This is a genomic window from Enterobacter sp. 03-F-07-AD-ECC (genome assembly GCF_047530935.1).
GTDB classification, from domain to species: domain Bacteria; phylum Pseudomonadota; class Gammaproteobacteria; order Enterobacterales; family Enterobacteriaceae; genus Enterobacter; species Enterobacter cloacae.
Genome location: NZ_JBLKBZ010000009.1, coordinates 144344 through 164329, shown reverse-complemented (window position 1 = coordinate 164329; position 19986 = coordinate 144344). Strand labels below are relative to the sequence as shown.

Below are 19986 nucleotides of genomic sequence, written 5' to 3'. Positions count from 1 at the left end.
CGGGAATAAAATCCCATTCAGACGCCGGATAGATTCAAGCAAGCCAACTTGTCGTCAAAATCGGTGTTGCAAAAACGGGAGTGACCATAGATTCCGTTTCGACAGTAACTGACAGGAGCGGACAATGAATTCAGATCAACTCGTCACCCTGTGCCAGCGCCACCATGCTTTGCTGCTGACCAGCGACGCCGACATGATTAGCATCGCCGTCGTGGGCAATCCCGCCGCTGAAATGATGGAAGCGCTGCGTTTCGCCACGCAAAAACGTATTGATATTGAATGCTGGACAGCGGAGCGCATGGAAAAACACCGGCAGTTAACCGCGCAATCACACCTCCCGGTTGTTTTAACGCCGCACAACACGGTGGATATTCTCAACCACACCCTGCAGCAGGCGATAAACCAGCGCGCATCTGACATTCATATCGAACCGATGGGGGATATCTGTCAGGTCCGCTTGCGTGTTGACGGTGTGCTTTGCCCGCTGCCTCCGCTTTCTGCAGCGGTGGCAAATACCCTCACCGCTCGCTTAAAAGTGCTGGGCCAACTGGATATTGCGGAGCGCCGTTTACCGCAGGATGGTCAATTTACGATTGAACTGGCAAGCGAGCCGGTCTCTTTTCGCATCGCCACGCTTCCCTGCAGCGGCGGAGAGAAAATTGTGCTGCGCTTGCTGCATCAGGTTCATCAGGCGCTGGAACCCGAAAAACTGGGAATGAGTGCGAAACAGCTGGCCCGCTTTAACGAGATCCTCCATCAACCGCAGGGGCTGATTTTGGTCACGGGCCCCACTGGCAGCGGAAAAACGGTCACGCTCTATAGCGCATTGCAGGCGCGTAATACCCCTGACGTTAACATCTGCAGCGTGGAAGATCCGATCGAGATCCCGCTTGCGGGGCTGAACCAAACGCAGATTAATCCCCGTGCGGGCTTAACCTTTCAGAGCGTTCTGCGGGCGCTCCTGCGCCAGGATCCGGACATCATTATGGTAGGCGAAATCCGCGATAGTGAAACGGCAGAGATTACCATTAACGCCGCACAGACCGGGCATCTGGTGCTGTCGACGCTGCACACCAACTCCACGACGGAAACCGTCATTCGCCTGCAGCAGATGGGGGTTGCACGCTGGATGATCTCCTCTGCACTTTCGCTGGTGATTGCCCAGCGGCTGGTGCGTCGTCTGTGTCCTCACTGTCGGCAGGAAGCCAACAGCCGCGCAGAATTACCGCGCACCGTATGGCCCCGTCCGCTTCCTCGCTGGCAACCTGGCGGCTGCGATCGCTGCTATCACGGCTTTTATGGCCGCGTCGCCATTTTTGAAGTCCTCGCCATCGACACCACGCTCCGGCAGGCCATCGCCAGTGGCGCCTCGATAGAGGTCATCGAAGCCAGCGCTCGTCAGGCGGGAATGACATCGTTATTTGAGCAGGGTTGTCTGGCCGTAGAGCAAGGACTGACCACGCTCGAAGAGTTGCTGCGCGTGCTGGGAATGCCCAATGAGTGTTAATCATCTCTGGCGCTGGCGGGCGCTATCCAGTGAAGGCGAATCTCTGTGTGGGGTGCTGTGGGCGCCAGATCGCGAAACAGCCTTCGTCAGGCTGATGCGTAAAGAGTTACACCCACTTTCGCTCACCCGATGCTCGCTGACGCACCGCTGGCGACCCCATCATTGCTATGAGATGTTTCGCCAGCTTGCCACGCTGTTGCAGGCTGGCCTGACGTTATCGCAAAGTCTGCAAATGCTGGCCGATCAGCATCCTGTCAAACACTGGCAGGCGCTGCTGGAAAACATGAATGATGATCTGAGCGAGGGATGCGCCTTTTCAGAGGCGCTGAAGCAATGGCCTGCGGTATTTAGCCCGCTGTATGTCTCGATGGTAAAAACAGGGGAGCTAACGGGGAAGCTGGAAACGTGCTGCCGCCAGCTCGCTCAGCAGCAACAATCCCAGCAGCAACTCACGGCAAAAGTGAAGAAGGCGTTGCGCTATCCGACGATCATTCTGGCGCTGGCCGTTCTTGTCGTTCTGGCCATGGTCACCCTGGTCTTGCCGGAGTTCGCGGCCATCTACAAAACGTTTAATACTCCCCTGCCGCTGCTGACACAGATGGTCATGGGCCTGTCGGCGTTTATCCAGACATACGCCATCGCCCTGTTCGTGCTGCTGCTTATTCCCGTGGCCATCGCCTGGGCGCTGCGACGGGATCCGCGCTGGCAACGTATCCTGATGCATATTCCCGTGACGGGAAGGCTGGCAAGAGGGCAAAAACTGGGGCAGATCTTTACCGTACTGTCACTCACCCAGCAGGCGGGCATCCCCTTTTTACAGGGATTACAGAGCGCAGAAGAAACTGTTGATAGCCGGTACTGGCAAGGCATATTGCGCAGCGTTCGTGGGGACATTGAACAAGGCTTTACCGTCTGGTCTTCATTTCAGAAAGCGGCCGTCTTTACCCCGCTGTGCATTCAACTCATACGCACCGGGGAGGTATCTGGGTCACTCGACATTATGCTGGAAAACCTTGCCCGCCATCATACGGAGCAAACCTTTCAACTGGCAGATAATCTGGCCGCGCTTCTGGAGCCAGTGCTGCTGATTGTGACGGGGGTGATTATCGGTACGCTGGTGGTGGCGATGTATCTGCCCATTTTCCATCTCGGGGATGCAATGAGCGCGGGATAACGCTGGCGTACGGACATACGCCAGCGGAAACATTACAGGCTATTGAAAACGCGGTTTTCCTGCTCCTGAACGCGGATAAACGTCGTACGTTTTGTCAGCTCTTTCAGACGGGATGCCCCAACGTAGGTACATGCGGAACGCAGGCCGCCCAGGATGTCACGAGCCGTGTTTTCGACCGGGCCACGCAGGGGCAGCTTCACGGTTTTGCCTTCCGCAGCACGGTATTTTGCCACGCCACCTACGTGACGGGTCATTGCTGATTCTGAGCTCATGCCGTAGAACAGCATGAACTTCTCGCCGTTCTCTTCAACCACGGTACCGCCGCTCTCTTCATGACCCGCCAGCATGCCGCCAAGCATCACGAAATCCGCGCCGCCGCCAAAGGCTTTCGCGACATCACCCGGCATGGTGCAACCGCCGTCGCTGATGATCTGACCACCCAGACCGTGCGCGGCATCAGCACACTCAATCACCGCAGAAAGTTGCGGGTAACCCACACCAGTCTTCACACGCGTGGTACACACGGAACCCGGGCCAATGCCCACTTTTACGATGTCTGCACCGGAAAGGATCAGCTCTTCACACATTTCACCGGTTACCACGTTGCCCGCGATAATGGTTTTGGTGGGCCAGGCCTCACGCGCCTTGCTGACAAACTGCACGAAGTGCTCGGAGTAACCATTTGCCACATCAATACAGACAAAATTGAGCGCCGGGTTAGCGTTAAGAATCTGTTTGGTCTTCTCGAAATCGGCATCGGAGGTACCGGTGGAAACCATGACATGCTTCACCACATCGTCGGATGCAGAGGCGATAAAGGCATTCCACTCTTCCGGGCTGTAGTGCTTATGCACAGCGGTAAGGATATCGAATTTCGCCAGCGCGGTTGCCATCTCGAAGGTTCCCACCGTATCCATATTGGCTGCGATGATCGGCACGCCAGACCAGGTCTGACCGGAATGTTTAAAGGTGAATTGACGTTCGAGTTCAACGTCTGAGCGACTTTTCAGTGTAGAGCGTTTAGGGCGGATAAGAACGTCTTTGAAACCTAACTTCAGATCTTCTTCGATACGCATGTGCGGATTCCTGGGGTTAGAGGCAAATATATTAAAAGCACAACTCCAGTGACGTTATCATACGCACTAATACCTGCTCCGCAAGACTGCGAAATTCTCTTTTTTTACGCTACAATCCTATAAATTTACCTGGTAAAAAGCCGGTAAAGAGAGCCAAACAGTGGCTGGCGCACGTTTGAATTTTAACCAACTGATTTTAATAATGAATAATTCCCAGGATTTGATTTAATGGGGTATATCGTCGCATTAACCGGCGGCATCGGCAGCGGGAAAAGTACCGTTGCGGACGCATTCTCTCGTCTGGGTATCACCATAATCGATGCCGATATCATTGCCCGTCAGGTGGTAGAGCCAGATACACCCGCACTAAACGCCATTAAGGCACATTTTGGTCAGGCAATTATCAACGCGGATGGCACGCTAAATCGCCGCAAGCTTCGTGAGTGCATTTTTTCTGATTCTTCAGAAAAGGCCTGGCTTAATGCTCTGCTCCACCCCATTATCCACCAGGAAACCCAGCGTCAGATTGCCGCAGCCCGCTCGCCGTATGTTCTGTGGGTGGTTCCGCTGCTGGTAGAGAATCAACTGCACAATAAAGCGGACCGGGTACTGGTCATTGATGTCTCACCCGAAACGCAAATCCAGCGCACCGTGGCGCGCGACCATGTCTCGCGCGAACAGGCTGAACAAATTCTTGCCGCTCAGGCCACGCGCGCTCAGCGCCTTGCCGTTGCGGATGATGTTATTGATAATAACGGCGCACCAGATGCCATTGCATCGGATGTTGCCCGCCTGCACGCGCAGTATCTGACGTATGCCGCGCAGGCCGTTGCACAGGAAAAACCATAATGTCGACCCACATCCTTTTTGAGCATCCGCTCAACGAAAAAATGCGTACCTGGCTGCGTATCGAATTTCTGATTCAACAACTCTCACAACATTTGCCCATCAACGATCATGCGACGGCGCTGCACTTCTTCCGCAATGTGGGCGATCTTCTGGATGTAATTGAACGAGGCGACGTTCGCACCGAGCTACTGAAAGAGCTGGAGCGCCAGCAGCGTAAACTACAGGCCTGGGCCGAAGTACCGGGCGTTGACCAGAGCCGCATTGATTCACTCCGTCAACAGCTTAAAAACAGCAGCAGTACGCTGATGGCCGCTCCCCGCGTTGGGCAGTTTTTGCGCGAAGACCGCTTAATCGGGCTGGTGCGCCAGCGCCTGAGTATCCCGGGCGGCTGCTGCAGCTTTGACCTGCCGACACTGCATATGTGGTTGCATATGCCGCAGGTCCAGCGTGATGCACAGGTGAAAAGCTGGCTGGGCAGCCTGGAGCCGATGCATCAGACGTTATCCCTGATCCTCGATCTCATCCGTAACTCGGCGCCATTCCGCAAGCAAACCAGCCTGAACGGTTTCTACCAGGACAACGGTGATGATGCGGATCTGCTGCGTCTGAACCTCTCTTTGGGTGAACAGCTTTACCCGCAAATCTCCGGGCATAAGAGTCGTTTTGCGATTCGCTTTATGCCGCTGGATAGTGAAAATGGCACCGTGCCGGAACGCCTCGATTTTGAACTGGCCTGTTGTTAAGGAGTGCCTATGTCTGATGTAACCACCGTAAACTGCCCAACCTGTGGCAAAACTGTTGTCTGGGGGGAGGTGAGTCCGTTTCGCCCATTCTGCTGTAAGCGCTGTCAGTTAATTGACCTGGGCGAATGGGCGGCGGAAGAGAAACGCATTCCAAGTGAAGGTGATCTCTCGGACAGCGATGACTGGAGCGAAAACCAGCAGTAGCGGTAGATGCCTGCTGGCACTTCGCTCAGCAGGCCTACTGGTTACCCGTTAGCCGGGATATGACGGGCGCATTTGCCGGAGGAAATTTTTCGGCATCACTCGCGTGAAGCGAAACCCAGCCACCCGGTTGACCCTCTTTCCCCCAGGGTTCCCCCTCCCAGCTTTCCACAAGCCAGAACCACAACGTGATGTGACGATCCGGAAACTGGTATTCCAGCTTATCAAACAGCGTTGCGCCAATCGGAGTAATGCCGACCTCTTCCTGAAGCTCACGCACCAGCGCCTGCTCCGGCGTTTCACCGGACTCGATTTTCCCACCAGGAAACTCCCACTTGTTTGCCATGTGGGCGTCAGCGGCACGTTGCGTAATGAAGATTTGGTTTTGCGGGTTGCGAATAATCCCGACAGCAATTTGCAGTATTTTCATATTGTCACTTCCATAAAAAAGGCGCAGATTTCTGCGCCTTTTCGTTTTTTATGAACTTAGCTCAGACGGCCGTGGCACGCCTTATATTTTTTACCGGAACCGCATGGGCACGGATCGTTACGCCCCACTTTGCGATCGCCAGTTTGCGCGGCGATCGCCGCAGCGGCTTCGCTATCGTCAGTCTGGTGGCTAAGCTGCTGCATCTGTGCCAGACGCTCGGCTTCCTCACGACGCTGTTGCTCCATCGCTTCCACTTCTTCCGGCATACGCACCTGCACTTTGCTCAAGGTGCTGATAACTTCATATTTCAGCGACTCCAGCATGGAGGCAAACATCGAGAAGGATTCGCGCTTGTACTCCTGCTTAGGATCTTTCTGCGCATAGCCACGCAGGTGGATCCCCTGACGAAGGTAGTCCATCGCCGCCAGGTGCTCTTTCCACAGTGAGTCCAGCGTCTGCAGCATCACCCCTTTTTCGAAGTGACGCATCATCTCAGCGCCCACAACTTCTTCCTTACGCTTGTATACCTCCAGCGCGGTTTCGTAGATACGCTCGCGCAGGGTCTCTTCGTGCAGCTCTGGCTCTTTATCCAGCCACTCTTTGATTGGCAGGTCGAGGTCGAAGTCGTTTTTCAGGCGCTCCTGAAGGCCTTCGATATCCCACATCTCTTCCAGAGACTGAGGCGGAATGTGCGCATCGATAGTCGCTTTGAACACATCTTCACGAATGCTGTTGATGGTTTCGCTCACGTCGGATACGTCCAGCAGTTCGTTACGCTGGGTATAGATAGCACGACGCTGATCGTTGGCGACGTCGTCATATTCCAGCAGCTGCTTACGAATATCGAAGTTGCGGCTTTCCACTTTACGCTGCGCGTTGGCAATCGCTTTGGTCACCCATGGGTGCTCAATGGCTTCACCAGGTTTCATCCCCAGCTTACGCATCATGCCGGAAACACGGTCAGAGGCGAAGATACGCATCAGCGCATCTTCCATCGACAGGTAGAAGCGGGAAGAACCGGCATCACCCTGACGACCTGCACGACCACGCAGCTGGTTATCGATACGACGTGATTCGTGACGCTCAGTACCAATGATATGCAGACCACCAGATGCCAGAACCGCGTCATGACGCACCTGCCAGTCGGCTTTGATCTGCGCAATCTGTTCCGGCGTTGGGTTTTCCAGCTCAGCCACTTCGGCCTGCCAGCTACCGCCCAGCATAATATCGGTACCACGACCCGCCATGTTGGTGGCGATGGTCACGGCCGCCGGATAACCCGCCTGCGCAACGATATCTGCTTCTTTGGCGTGGAATTTGGCGTTCAGTACGTTGTGCTTGATACCCGCTTTGGTCAGCTCATTAGACACCACTTCGGATTTCTCGATGGAGATGGTCCCCACCAGAACCGGCTGGCCTTTAGCAGTACGTTCGCGAATATCTTCGATGATTGCCTGAATTTTTTCCGCTTCGGTCATGTAGACCAGGTCCGGCATGTCCTTACGGATCATTGGACGGTTGGTTGGAACGACAACGGTATCCAGTTTGTAGATGGAGCTGAATTCAAACGCTTCGGTATCTGCTGTACCGGTCATCCCTGCCAGCTTCTCGTACAGACGGAAGTAGTTCTGGAAGGTAATAGACGCCAGCGTCTGGTTTTCGTTTTGAATATCCACACCTTCTTTGGCTTCAACGGCCTGGTGCAGACCGTCAGACCAGCGACGACCCTGCATGGTACGGCCGGTGTGCTCATCAACGATGATGACTTCGCCGTCTTTGACGATGTAGTCGACGTCGCGAGTGAACAGCGCATGGGCGCGCAGTGCGGCAGTCACGTGGTGCATCAGCATGATGTTGCTCGGGGAGTAAAGAGACTCGCCCTCTTCCATGATGCCTTCGGCCACTAACAGCTCTTCAATTTTAACCAGACCACGTTCAGTCAGGTTCACCTGGCGCGCTTTTTCATCAACGGAGAAGTGGCCTTCACCCTGGAAGGTATCGGAGTCTTCTTTCTCCTGACGCAGCAGGTGTGGAATGATTTTGTCGACTTTACGGTACATATCAGAGCTGTCTTCGGCCGGGCCGGAGATGATCAGCGGGGTACGCGCTTCATCGATCAGAATGGAGTCCACCTCATCCACCAGCGCATAGTGCAATTTACGCTGCACACGTTCTTCAGGGCTGAACGCCATGTTGTCACGCAGGTAGTCGAAGCCGTATTCGTTGTTGGTACCGTAGGTGATATCGGCGTTATACGCTTCGCGCTTGGCTGGCGCAGGGAGACCGGACATGTTGATGCCGACGGTCATCCCCAGGAATTCGAACAATGGACGGTTATTTTCGGCGTCACGCTGTGCCAGATAGTCGTTGACGGTCACGACGTGCACGCCTTTACCGGTCAGTGCGTTCAGATAGGCAGGCAGCGTCGCGGTCAGGGTTTTACCTTCACCGGTACGCATTTCCGCGATGCAGCGCTCGTTAAGCACCATACCGCCCAGCAGCTGCACGTCGAAGTGACGCATGCCGAATACACGTTTACTCGCTTCACGCACAACCGCGAAGGCTTCCGGGATCAGGCTTTCTAAGGTTTCGCCTTTTTCCAGGCGTGCGCGGAATTCTGCGGTTTTCGCTTTCAGCTCGTCATCAGACAGCTTCTCCATCGCCGGTTCCATACCGTTGATGACAGCGACAGCTTTGCGCATACGGCGCAGGGTACGATCGTTACGACTACCAAAAACTTTGGTTAATAATTTGATTAGCATAATAAATTCTCAAACGCCCCATAACGGGCAGATAAATTAAGGTATTGAAAACGGTTAATTTAACTGAGGCGCTGAGGCCCGGCGCGGATGCCATGAACCTGGCTTATCCACGTCGAGACAGAGAATGTGGCGGGTGAAACAACGATGGATTGCGCTGTCTGCGGAACGCTAACAGCTGGCTGGCTGTCCTGCGTCAACAGCGCGTTGAGCGTATCCAGCAGCGCAAGGTGTTGCGCCTGAACCGGCAGCGTCTCTTCAGCAACCGGTATGGCCTGCGGCGCCATTGCAAATGACAGATGGCGGATAACCGTGCGGATGGCGTGCTGCTGCCAGTAATCTACCGAAAAGTTAGGACGGCGGCTGGCTTCAAGCCACGCAAGATTGGTGAAGTTAACGCGCGCGGTGAGATCGTGTTTGGTGGTTGACGTCTTTGCCGGTGTGGCAGCTTCAGCGCTGTTACTGAGCGCAGGCAAGCCGAAACTCGCCGCGACCATCCCTAATAAGAGATGCGGCCAGAAGTAACGTCTGCCAAATTGTCGCCAGCGCGTCAGAATTCCGCTCACTTGCTCCACCACATAAGCCCGTCTTACACAGGCTGATTTCAGTTATTCTTTTAAGCGCCCAGATATTACCACTAAAGCCAATACACAGCAGCAGGAATGACGTACTGCAGCGGGGAAAAACGGTCAAGAATGCAGCTAACGCACAGATTTTCTACGCTTGCTAAGCGAAAGGGGAAGCTGGGGCAAAATGAAGAAAGGTAAAAATAAAAACGACTGGTTTCCCTGGTCGGAGAGAGTACCAGGTTAACCAGTCGATTTTTTACGAAACGGCTTGAACCGTTACGCCAGAACCAGGCCAGGGGCTTTGAAGGCCAGCGGCAGTTCAGCTTCGTCTTCGAAGGTCACATACTCCCAGGCTTCCTGTTTTGCCAGGACGGCCTGCAAGAGTTTGTTATTCAGCGCATGACCGGATTTGAACGCGGTAAATGCACCAATAATGTTGTGACCACACATGAACAGGTCGCCGATTGCATCAAGCATTTTGTGGCGAACGAATTCATCTTCGAAACGCAGACCGTCTTCGTTCAGTACGCGATAATCGTCAACAACGATGGCACAATCGAAGCTGCCGCCCAGGCACAGGCCGCGGGACTGCAGATATTCGATATCACGCATGAAGCCGAAAGTACGAGCACGGCTGATCTGGCGCATAAACGCATCAGCAGAGAAGTTCATCGCATAGCGCTGGGTACTGGCATCAATCGCCGGATGGTTAAAATCGATGGTGAAGTCCAACGAGAAACCATTGTACGGTTTGAATTCAGCCCACTTGTCGCCATCTTCGACGCGAACGGTCTCTTTGATGCGAACAAATTTCTTCGCGCAGTTCAGTTCTTCGATGCCGGCATCCAGCAACAGATAAACGAACGGAGCAGCACTACCATCCATGATCGGGATTTCTGGCGCATCGACTTCAACAATAATGTTGTCGATACCCAGACCCGCCAGGGCGGCGTTCAGGTGCTCTACGGTAGAAATCCGCACGTCATGCTCGTTCACCAGACAAGTACAGAGCATAGTATCACGCACAGATTTGGCATCGGCCGGAAAATCTACCGGTGGATTCAAGTCGGTGCGACGATAGATGACCCCGGTATTGGCCGGCGCAGGGCGTAACGTCAGGGTGACTTTCTTGCCGGTATGTAAACCGACACCCGTCGCCTGAACGATACGTTTAAGTGTCCTTTGTTTGATCATCGTATAATCTCGCCAAATTAACTATCCAACCGAGAGTGTATATCACTAACGGTGGGCCAGTTTAGCACAAAGAGCGGAAATCCCCAAATTCCAGCCAATTCTTAGTCAGCTTGCTTACGCAGGAACGCCGGGATATCCAGATAATCTGGCTCTTTCGCCGTTTGCGGCGTTGGGTCATTAACCACTTTCGCGGCCGGTTTTTGCTCCTGAGTCAGAGGAGACATACCGTGCTGCTGGTAACGATCCATTACCGGTTGCTGAGTCTGCTTGTTCGTCACCAGAGTGATTTCAGGGCGCTTGTCCATACCGATACCGGTAGCAACAACCGTTACACGCAGCTCGTCGTTCATTTCCGGGTCAAGGGAGGTACCGATTACCACGGTCGCGTTGTCAGAGGCGAACGCACGGATGGTGTTACCCACGGTTTCGAACTCATCCAGACGCAGGTCGAAGCCAGCGGTGATGTTGACCAGCACGCCACGCGCACCCGACAGATCGATATCTTCCAGCAGCGGAGAAGAGATAGCCATTTCTGCTGCTTCTTCCGCACGGTCTTCACCGCTCGCCACGCCGGAGCCCATCATCGCGTAGCCCATTTCGGACATCACGGTGCGAACGTCAGCAAAGTCAACGTTCATCAGGCCAGGACGGGTAATCAGTTCAGCGATACCCTGAACCGCGCCTTTCAGCACGTCGTTTGCTGCGCCAAAGGCATCCAGCAGAGAGATACCGCGACCCAGCACTTTCAGCAGTTTGTCGTTCGGGATGGTGATCAGCGAGTCCACATGCTTGGACAGCTCGGTGATACCCTGCTCCGCGAAGGCCATACGTTTCTTGCCTTCAAAATTGAAAGGCTTGGTCACGACAGCAACGGTCAGGATACCTAAATCTTTAGCCACTTCAGCCACAACAGGTGCTGCGCCGGTACCTGTACCGCCACCCATTCCTGCTGCGATGAAGACCATGTCCGCACCTTCCAGTGCAGCACGCAGCGCTTCACGATCTTCTTCAGCCGCATTGCGACCTACTTCCGGGTTAGCCCCTGCGCCCAGACCTTTGGTGATGCCACCACCGATCTGGATAGTCTGGCCGACTGCCGTCTTACGCAGTGCCTGTGCATCGGTGTTAACCGCAAAGAATTCAACACCTTCAATGCGCTCGCGCACCATATGCTCTACGGCGTTACCGCCGCCGCCACCGACGCCGATGACTTTAATCACCGCGTCGTTGGTCAGTTCCATAGGTTCAAACATAATTTCTCTCTCCGTTGTGCCTGTCGCCCGAGACCGTTAATTCTCTCCGGTCTCTTAAAAAAATTAAAACTCTTTTCGCAGCCAGTTGTTCAGTCGTTTGACCCACGACCCCACTGAGACGCGTTTTTCCACTTCTGCTTCACCACTGAGATGGGATTCTTTCCCGTAGTGGAGCAGGCCCACAGCCGTTGAATAGTAAGGCTCCTGGGCATAATCCGTTAAACCGGTAATATTCAGCGGTGCGCCAATACGCACCTGCGTATGGAACACACGCTGCGCACAGGCCGCAAGACCTTCAATTTGCGCTGCACCGCCGGTTAATACAATCCCCGCCGCAAGATGATGTTTTACGCCCTGCTGGCGAAGCTGTTCCTGTAACTGCAAAATCTCTTCGTTGACCAGGTTGAGCAGCTCGGTATAGCGTGGCTCAATCACCTCTGCCAACGTCTGGCGCTGCAGGCTACGCGGCGGACGACCGCCCACGCTTGGCACTTCAACGCTCTCATCTTTGCCAACGATAGACCCCAGCGCACAACCGTGGCGCACTTTAATCGCTTCTGCATCGCTTGGCGGCGTACCAAACGCGTAGGCAATATCGCTGGTCACCACGTTCCCCGCGTAAGGGATCACTTTGGTGTGGCGCAGGGCACCGCCGGTATACACGGCCATATCCATTGTACCACCACCAATATCGACCACACAGACGCCCAGTTCACGTTCATCTTCGGTCAGCACGGAATAGCTTGCCGCCAGACCGGCGAAAATAAGTTGGTCAACTTTCAGGCCACAACGTTCAACGGCTTTTACGATGTTCTTCGCCATATCGTTGTGACATGTGATCAGGTGCACTTTTGCCTGCATACGCACGCCAGACAGACCAACCGGGTTCTTGATCCCTTCCTGGTAGTCGATCGCATATTCCTGCGGGATCACGTGCAGCACGCGATGCTCATCGCGAACGCGCACGGACTTCGCCGTATGCACTACGTTTTCAACGTCTTCCTGCGTCACTTCTTCTTCAGAAATGGGCACCATGCCGATTTCGTTCTGGCAGCTGATATGCTTACCAGAGAGGGCCAGATAGACAGAGGAAATCTGGCAATCTGCCATTAATTCAGCCTGATCGATGGCGCGCTGCACGCATTTCACCACCGACTCAAGATCGTTTACCCCACCTTTATCCATACCACGGGACGGGCAGCTGCCCACGCCAATGATATTGACCATACCGTCGGGCAGAACTTCCCCTACTAAAGCGGCAACCTTCGCGGTGCCAATCTCCAGTCCAACTACCAGTTTTCTGTCCGTCGCCTTGATCATTGTTGTTCTGCCTGTACCTGTGCCTGATTCTGTTGCTGATTAGGTTCCTCGACCGGAGCCGGTACCCAACCGACTGCTGCGCCTGAGTCATAGCGCAAATCAACGTAGCTTATCCGTTTGCCGTCAGTCTGTGCCTGCTGCTGTAAAACCGGGTAAAGTTCTACAAAACGCGCCAGACGCTTCATCGTGTCGCCGCGGCCAAGGTTGAGCTTAATGCCATTCGTTAAGGTGAGCTGCCACGAACGGCGCGCCGTCATCGCAGCTTCTTTTAACGTAAACCTGTCCTTCGCCAGCACTTGCCCCATCTCGCGAAAACCCTGTAACACTTCGTTTTCGCTGCCTTCAGGACCATACAACATCGGTAAATTTTGCTTGTTGACACGATCGGCCGGGACGCTGAAGGAATTTCCGTCTACGTCAACCATGTGCTGATCATTCCAACGCGCAATGGGCACATATTCAACCAGATGAATCTTCAATTCATCAGGCCATTGCTTTCTTACACTCGCCTGTTTTATCCAGGGCAGACGTTCAATCTGACTCTGGATAATGTTGACATCCTGCGTCATAAAGGTGCCAGGCGACCCCAGTGCCAGAATCGACTGGCGAATATCATCGTTACGCGTGTAGTGGCGTTCACCGGTGACCACCAGCTTCGACAGCGGCAACCGCTGCGCATCTTCCATCCAGCCCAGTACCATCCAGCCGCTGATAAACACGGTGCACAGCACCCCGAGCAGGAAAATAATCCCTGCAAGACGCGTTCCATTACTCCGGCGTGAAGAAGAATATTCTTCCTCGTCATCGCGGTTGCGCGTGTTCAATGCAGCCTGAGACATATCAGCCCGCCTGGTCCAGAATACGTACGACTAACTGCGAGAAGCTCATCCCCGCCTGACGCGCGGCCATCGGCACAAGGCTGTGGCTGGTCATGCCTGGAGAGGTATTTGCTTCCAGCAAATAAAATTGCCCATCGCTGTCGAGCATCACATCAATGCGTCCCCAGCCACTGCAACCAAGAACATGCCAGGCTTTAAGCACCAGGGACTGTAAATCCGCTTCACGTTCTGCTTCAAGACCTGCAGGGCAGAAATATTGCGTCTCGTCAGAGAGATACTTCGCCTCATAATCATAGAAGACGCCAGCAGGTTGGATGCGAATCGACGGTAAAATTTCTTCACCAAGCATCGCCACGGTAAATTCCGGCCCGCTGAGCCATTTTTCAATCAGAACTTCTTCATCGTGTTGAAATGCCAGCGCTAAAGCAGACGATAAATCGTCAGCTTTATCAACTTTGGACATCCCAACGCTCGACCCTTCACGGCTGGGCTTTACAATAACCGGTAAGCCCAGCTCAGCAATGCGTGCATTAACGCTATCCTGAAGGCCCATTTCAAATTCGCGGCGCGTCAACGCAACCCACGGCGCAACCGGCAAACCCGCCCCCTGCCACAGCAGTTTACTGCGCAGTTTATCCATTGAGAGGGCGGAGGCCATCACGCCGCTGCCGGTGTAGGGCATACCGATGAGATCCAGCAACCCTTGCAGGGTACCGTCTTCTCCCCCACGACCGTGCAGAGCAATAAAGACTTTATCGAAGCCCATTGCTTTCAGCTGCGTTACATCGACCTCTTTCGGATCGACCAGATGTGCATTAACGCCAGCCTCACGCAGGCCCGCCAGTACCGCAGCGCCTGAATTCAGGGAAACCTCGCGCTCGGCGGAGGTGCCGCCAGACAGGACAGCAATCTTATCAGCCATGATGCTCATCCTCCTGAGTTTGCGGCTTCAGTTTGATTTCAGCTAAGGTACGGGCGATTTTGCCGATATTTCCCGCGCCCTGAATCAGAATCAAATCGTTACCTGTCAGTACCGGCGCCAGAATTTCGGCGACCTGAGCAGGATCCGAAACCAAAATAGGGTCTACTTTACCGCGTCCGCGAATGGTTCGACACAGAGAACGGCTGTCCGCGCCTGGGATCGGCGTTTCACCTGCAGAATAAACATCCAGCATCAGCAATGTGTCCACCTGGGACAGCACGCTGGCGAAATCGTCATACAGATCGCGCGTACGCGTAAAACGGTGTGGCTGGAAGATCATCACCAGGTTCTTCTCTGGCCATCCCGCACGTGCGGCCTTAATGGTCGCGTCCACTTCGGTTGGATGGTGGCCATAGTCGTCTACCAGCATGGCAGTACCCGGTTTACCGTTTACCGCATCCAGCGGGAATTCGCCAAGGAAGTCGAAACGACGCCCGGTTCCCTGGAAGCTTTCCAGCGCGCGCAGGATCGCATCGTCATCAATGCCTTCTTCTGTTGCGACGGCCACCGCCGCGGCTGCGTTCAGGGCGTTATGACGGCCTGGTGCGTTCAGCGTCACGTGCAGCAGCTCTTTGTCCTGACGCGCCAGGGTGAAATGCCCCTGCGCACCAATCTGTTTGTACTCTTCCACGCGAACATCCGCGTCTTCACTGAAACCATAGGTGGTGATCTGACGACCAACCCGCGGCAACAACTCGCGAATGACCGGATCGTCCACACACATTACCGCGCGTCCATAGAACGGCAGGTTATGCAGGAAGTTGATAAAGGTCTGCTTTAAGTTCTCGAAGTCGCCCTGGTAGGTATCCATGTGGTCAGCTTCGATGTTAGTGACAATCGCCACCATCGGCTGCAGATGCAGGAACGACGCATCGCTCTCATCCGCTTCCGCAATCAGATAACGGCTGTGGCCCAGACGCGCATGCACACCTGCTGCTTTTACCAGACCGCCGTTGACGAACGTCGGGTCGAGACCCGCTTCGGCATAAATACTGGAAACCATCGCCGTGGTCGTGGTTTTACCGTGCGTCCCGGCAATCGCAATCCCGTGACGAAAACGCATCAGCTCTGCCAGCATTTCCGCGCGGCGGATCACCGGAATACGCGCTTCATGCGCGGCCACGATTTCCGGGTTATCAGAGGAGATGGCGCTGGATACCACCACCACACTCGCATCGCGCACGTTTTCCGGGCGATGGTTGAAATAGATAGTCGCCCCAAGCGACGCCAGTTGCTGCGTAACAGGGTTTGGCGCCAGGTCAGACCCGCTGATCTGATAGCCTTCGTTAGCTAACACTTCGGCAATACCGCCCATGCCAGCACCACCGATGCCAACAAAGTGAATGTGCCGGACGCGACGCATCTCGGGCACGATTGAACGCAGTTTTGCCAGTTGTTGTGTATTCATTCTCTAAACGCCATCGACTACTTAAAAAATTCGTGCCGCGCTTCACGCGCTGCGAGGGTTAAGCCTGGGCTGCCAGGCTCACTTCTTTTGCCACCCGTTCCGTTGCATCAGGAATGGCCGCCGCACGTGCGCGTTGCGCCATCTCCATTAATGTTTCCCGGTTCCAGCCCGCCAAGGTGGTGGCGACCGCATCGGCGGTAAATTGTGGCTGTTCGAATATTTTCGCGGCACCGGCTTTTTCAAGCGGCAGCGCATTCCAGTACTGCTGACGATCTTTGTGCTGGAACGGCACAAACAGAGCCGGTAAACCCGCGGCGGCAATTTCACTCACCGTTAATGCACCGGAGCGACAGACCACGACATCGGCCCAGGCGTACGCTGCCGCCATATCGTCGATAAATTCCGTCACTTTGTGCTGCGGCTGACCTTCTGCCGCATAAGCCTGCTCAACGGTCTGCTGAGCGCCTTTTCCGCTTTGATGCCAGATGGTCACGGCATCACCCAGCTTTGCGGCAACCTGCGGCATCGTCTGGTTCAGGATGCGTGCGCCCTGCGATCCGCCGACGACCAGCACGCGAACAGGGCCTTCACGGCCAGCCATGCGGGTATCCGGCAACGGCAGCGCCAGCACATCCACACGCACCGGGTTCCCGACGACGTCCGCTTTCGGGAACGCACCAGGAAATGCCTGCATCACTTTGGTGGCGATTTTCGCCAGCCACTTGTTGGTCAGTCCGGCAATACCATTCTGCTCATGCAATACAACGGGAATGCCCAACGACCACGCGGCAAGGCCGCCCGGACCGGAAACATAACCGCCCATGCCCAGCACCACATCCGGCTGAAAGCGCTTCATGATGCTGCGTGCCTGACGCCATGCGTTGAAAATGCGCACCGGCGCCAGAAGCTGGGCCTTAATGCCTTTGCCACGAAGGCCAGAAATACGAATAAAGTCGATCTCAATACCGTGCTTCGGTACCAGGTCGGCCTCCATGCGGTCTGCGGTTCCCAGCCAGCGTACCTGCCAGCCCTGATCCATTAAATGGTGCGCAACCGCCAGCCCCGGGAACACATGTCCACCGGTACCGCCTGCCATCACCATTAACCGCTTCGGTTGATTCATCGTGAACCTCGTGTAAACGCCTGGGCTTTTTCCAGACGCGTTTCATAATCTATACGTAACAACATCATGATGGCCGTCGACATGATCAACAGACTGGAACCACCATAACTGATCAACGGCAACGTCAGGCCCTTGGTCGGCAGCATACCCGCTGCGGCCCCGACGTTAACCAATGCCTGGAAGCTAAACCAGATACCAATTGAACAGGCTAAGAAACCTGAGAAGCGGTGATCGATCTCCAGCGCTTTCCGCCCAATCGACATGGCGCGGAAAGCGACGAAGAATACCATTAATAGCGCTAATACCACACCGATATAACCCAGTTCTTCTGCAATAATGGAGAAGATGAAGTCAGTATGCGCTTCGGGTAAATACTCCAGTTTCTGAACCGAGTTGCCCAGGCCTTGTCCCCAGACTTCACCGCGGCCAAACGCCATGAGTGACTGCGTCAGCTGATAGCCACTGCCAAACGGGTCTTCCCACGGGTTCCAGAACGAGGTCACACGGCGGATACGGTATGGTTCAGCAAGGATCAGCAGGACAACCGCTGAAATACCCATCCCGATAATGGCGATGAACTGCCACAGTTTCGCCCCCGCCAGGAACAGCATCGCCAGCGTTGTCACAAACAGAACCACCACGGTACCGAGGTCAGGCTGCGCCAGCAGCAAGACCGCCAGCACCAGAATCACGCCCATCGGTTTCAGGAAGCCGCGAAGGTTGTTACGCACTTCATCTACTTTGCGCACCAGGTAGTTCGCCAGGTAGCAGAACAGGGACAGTTTGGTAAATTCTGCAGGCTGAATACGCAGCGGACCAAAGGCGATCCAGCGCGATGCCCCGTTTACGGAACTCCCCACCACCAGCACGATCAGCAGCATGATGATCGAGGCGATCAGCATCGCGGTACTGTGTCGCTGCCAGAACGCCATTGGCAGACGTAAGGTTATCAGCGCAAGACAGAACGCCAGGATGATGTACAGACCATCTCGCTTGGCAAACAGGAAAGGATCGTTCGCCAGTCGCTGCCCGACGGGCATTGATGCTGACGTCACCATAATAAAGCCGACCGCCGCCAGCCCCAAGGTGAGCCAGAAGAGCGTGCGATCGTACATGATCAGGCTGTCGTTATCTTTCTGACGAGAGCCCATCACCCAGCCTTTCAGTGCCGCAAACAACCACACCAGGACACCAAATCCTGGGAAGCGCGGCATTTTCAGGCGAGGGAGAGATAAACGCATCAGCCTAACTCCTTCGCCAGGCGGGTAAAGAGATCACCACGCTGTTCGAAATTCTTGAATTGATCGAGGCTGGCGCATGCCGGAGAGAGCAGCACCATATCGCCCGGCTTCACGCGAGGAGCAATCAGGCGCATTGCCTGTTCCATGGTTTCGGTCTGCTCGGCGATCTCAGGACGCAGTTCCGCCAGTTCCCTGCCATCACGACCAAAGCAGTAGAGACGGATGTTATCGCCGGAGAGATACTGCTTCAGGGAGGTGAAATCGGCGGATTTACCGTCGCCACCCAGCAGCAGATGCAGAGTACCTTCCACCTGCAAACCATTCAGCGCGGCCTCTGTACTGCCTACGTTGGTGGCTTTGGAATCATTGATCCAGCGTACGCCGTTATGCTCCAGCGCCAGCTGGAAACGGTGCGCCAGACCCGTAAAGGTGATCAGCGCCTGCAGGCTGGAGGAGCGTGGCAGACCGACGGCATCCGCCAGCGCCAGCGCCGCCAGCGCATTGGTGTAGTTATGCTGACCGGAAAGCTTCATCTCCTTCACGTTCAGCACTTTCTCACCTTTCACCCGCAGCCAGGTTTCACCCAGCTGACGGTTCAGATGATAATCACCCATGGTGATACCAAAGCTGATGCAGCGGTCATCGGCACCGCGTACCGGCATGGTCAGGGCATCATCGGCGTTAACGACGCAGACTTTGGCATTTTCATATATACGCAGTTTGGCTGCGCGATACTGCTGTAGACCAAACGGATACCTGTCCATATGATCTTCGGTCACGTTCAGGATTGTGGCCGCGGCCGCATGCAGGCTGGAGGTGGTTTCCAGCTGGAAGCTGGAGAGTTCCAGTACGTACAGCTCGCAGCCTTTGTCCAGCAGCATCAGTGCCGGCAAACCAATGTTGCCGCCAACGCCGACATTTTTGCCCGCCGCTTTCGCCATCTCACCCACCAGGGTAGTGACGGTGCTTTTTCCGTTAGAGCCGGTAATGGCGATAACTGGCGCCTGCGCTTCGCGACAGAACAGCTCGATATCACCGACAATCTCAACGCCCGCATCGGCTGCGGCGCTCAGTGAAGGGTGCGCCAGCGCCATACCGGGGCTGGCCACAATCAGATCGGCTGCCTGCAGCCAGTCATCATTCAGACCACCAAGGTGGCGTTCAACCTGTTCCGGCAGTTTGTCCAGACCCGGCGGAGAAACACGCGTATCCATCACCCGCGGCGTCACGCCGCGCGCAAGGAAAAAGTCCACGCAGGACAGGCCAGTAAGGCCCAACCCGATGATAACGACTTTTTTGCCCTGGTAATCTGCCATGA

General features: G+C 55.0%; 18 protein-coding genes. 5 read left to right on the top strand and 13 right to left on the bottom strand.

Annotation, left to right across the window (positions count from 1 at the left end; translation table 11 throughout):
* The first annotated feature begins 124 nt into the window (after positions 1–124).
* Together gspE and hofC are read left to right on the top strand one after the other, a co-directional pair.
* Entirely contained in the window at positions 125–1507 is a 1383-nt protein-coding gene (gene gspE, locus ACMWKA_RS15650) for a type II secretion system protein GspE (RefSeq protein ID WP_414760401.1), read from the top strand.
* On the top strand, positions 1497–2681 hold the full coding sequence (gene hofC / locus ACMWKA_RS15645; RefSeq protein WP_414760400.1) for a protein transport protein HofC: 1185 nt from the start codon (positions 1497–1499) through the stop codon (positions 2679–2681). The genes gspE and hofC overlap by 11 nt, the downstream gene beginning before the upstream one ends.
* A 32-nt stretch (positions 2682–2713) precedes the next feature.
* Here the strand turns inward: hofC and ACMWKA_RS15640 are convergent, their stop codons facing one another.
* Positions 2714–3757 carry a GMP reductase gene (locus tag ACMWKA_RS15640; RefSeq protein ID WP_020688503.1) on the bottom strand — a complete coding sequence of 348 codons (1044 nt, stop codon included), beginning with the start codon at positions 3755–3757 and terminating at the stop codon, positions 2714–2716.
* Between the two features lie 228 nt (positions 3758–3985).
* Here ACMWKA_RS15640 and coaE point away from each other — a divergent pair, with 228 nt between their 5' ends.
* The 3 genes from coaE to yacG are packed head-to-tail and all read left to right on the top strand — an operon-like array spanning position 3986 to position 5553.
* On the top strand, positions 3986–4606 hold the full coding sequence (gene coaE / locus ACMWKA_RS15635) for a dephospho-CoA kinase (RefSeq protein ID WP_014830656.1): 621 nt from the start codon (positions 3986–3988) through the stop codon (positions 4604–4606).
* Positions 4606–5349 (top strand): cell division protein ZapD, encoded by a 744-nt coding sequence (zapD, locus tag ACMWKA_RS15630; protein ID WP_414760399.1) that lies wholly within the window; start codon positions 4606–4608, stop codon positions 5347–5349. Before coaE ends, zapD begins: the two co-directional genes overlap by 1 nt.
* Before the next feature lie 9 nt (positions 5350–5358).
* On the top strand, positions 5359–5553 hold the full coding sequence (gene yacG, locus ACMWKA_RS15625) for a DNA gyrase inhibitor YacG (RefSeq protein ID WP_003856332.1): 195 nt from the start codon (positions 5359–5361) through the stop codon (positions 5551–5553).
* Positions 5554–5587: 34 nt separating this feature from the next.
* Here the strand turns inward: yacG and mutT are convergent, their stop codons facing one another.
* The 12 genes from mutT to murD form a co-directional block, all read right to left on the bottom strand.
* Complete coding sequence (gene mutT, locus ACMWKA_RS15620; RefSeq protein WP_014830654.1) at positions 5588–5980, bottom strand: 8-oxo-dGTP diphosphatase MutT; 393 nt, start codon at positions 5978–5980, stop codon at positions 5588–5590.
* Between the two features lie 56 nt (positions 5981–6036).
* Positions 6037–8742: a preprotein translocase subunit SecA gene (secA, locus tag ACMWKA_RS15615; RefSeq protein WP_013095581.1), complete on the bottom strand. Its 2706-nt coding sequence runs from the start codon at positions 8740–8742 to the stop codon at positions 6037–6039.
* Between the two features lie 59 nt (positions 8743–8801).
* The gene (secM, locus tag ACMWKA_RS15610; protein WP_013095579.1) at positions 8802–9305 is read right to left on the bottom strand and encodes a secA translation cis-regulator SecM; all 504 of its coding nucleotides are present in this window, start codon (positions 9303–9305) and stop codon (positions 8802–8804) included.
* A gap of 279 nt (positions 9306–9584) precedes the next feature.
* Complete coding sequence (lpxC, locus tag ACMWKA_RS15605; RefSeq protein ID WP_013095578.1) at positions 9585–10502, bottom strand: UDP-3-O-acyl-N-acetylglucosamine deacetylase; 918 nt, start codon at positions 10500–10502, stop codon at positions 9585–9587.
* A gap of 101 nt (positions 10503–10603) precedes the next feature.
* Positions 10604–11755, bottom strand: coding sequence for a cell division protein FtsZ (gene ftsZ, locus ACMWKA_RS15600; RefSeq protein WP_008501978.1), 1152 nt, complete (start codon positions 11753–11755; stop codon positions 10604–10606).
* A 63-nt stretch (positions 11756–11818) separates the two neighbouring features.
* Positions 11819–13075 carry a cell division protein FtsA gene (gene ftsA, locus ACMWKA_RS15595; protein ID WP_006173845.1) on the bottom strand — a complete coding sequence of 419 codons (1257 nt, stop codon included), beginning with the start codon at positions 13073–13075 and terminating at the stop codon, positions 11819–11821.
* Positions 13072–13914 carry a cell division protein FtsQ gene (ftsQ, locus tag ACMWKA_RS15590; protein ID WP_013095577.1) on the bottom strand — a complete coding sequence of 281 codons (843 nt, stop codon included), beginning with the start codon at positions 13912–13914 and terminating at the stop codon, positions 13072–13074. The genes ftsA and ftsQ overlap by 4 nt, the downstream gene beginning before the upstream one ends.
* A gap of 1 nt (position 13915) precedes the next feature.
* Positions 13916–14836, bottom strand: coding sequence for a D-alanine--D-alanine ligase (locus ACMWKA_RS15585; RefSeq protein WP_368770279.1), 921 nt, complete (start codon positions 14834–14836; stop codon positions 13916–13918).
* Positions 14829–16304 (bottom strand): UDP-N-acetylmuramate--L-alanine ligase, encoded by a 1476-nt coding sequence (gene murC, locus ACMWKA_RS15580; protein ID WP_013095575.1) that lies wholly within the window; start codon positions 16302–16304, stop codon positions 14829–14831. The genes ACMWKA_RS15585 and murC overlap by 8 nt, the downstream gene beginning before the upstream one ends.
* A 58-nt stretch (positions 16305–16362) precedes the next feature.
* On the bottom strand, positions 16363–17427 hold the full coding sequence (gene murG / locus ACMWKA_RS15575; protein ID WP_013095574.1) for an undecaprenyldiphospho-muramoylpentapeptide beta-N-acetylglucosaminyltransferase: 1065 nt from the start codon (positions 17425–17427) through the stop codon (positions 16363–16365).
* On the bottom strand, positions 17424–18668 hold the full coding sequence (gene ftsW / locus ACMWKA_RS15570; protein ID WP_013095573.1) for a cell division protein FtsW: 1245 nt from the start codon (positions 18666–18668) through the stop codon (positions 17424–17426). The genes murG and ftsW overlap by 4 nt, the downstream gene beginning before the upstream one ends.
* Positions 18668–19984, bottom strand: coding sequence for a UDP-N-acetylmuramoyl-L-alanine--D-glutamate ligase (gene murD, locus ACMWKA_RS15565; RefSeq protein WP_414760398.1), 1317 nt, complete (start codon positions 19982–19984; stop codon positions 18668–18670). The genes ftsW and murD overlap by 1 nt, the downstream gene beginning before the upstream one ends.
* Between the last annotated feature and the right edge of the window lie 2 nt (positions 19985–19986).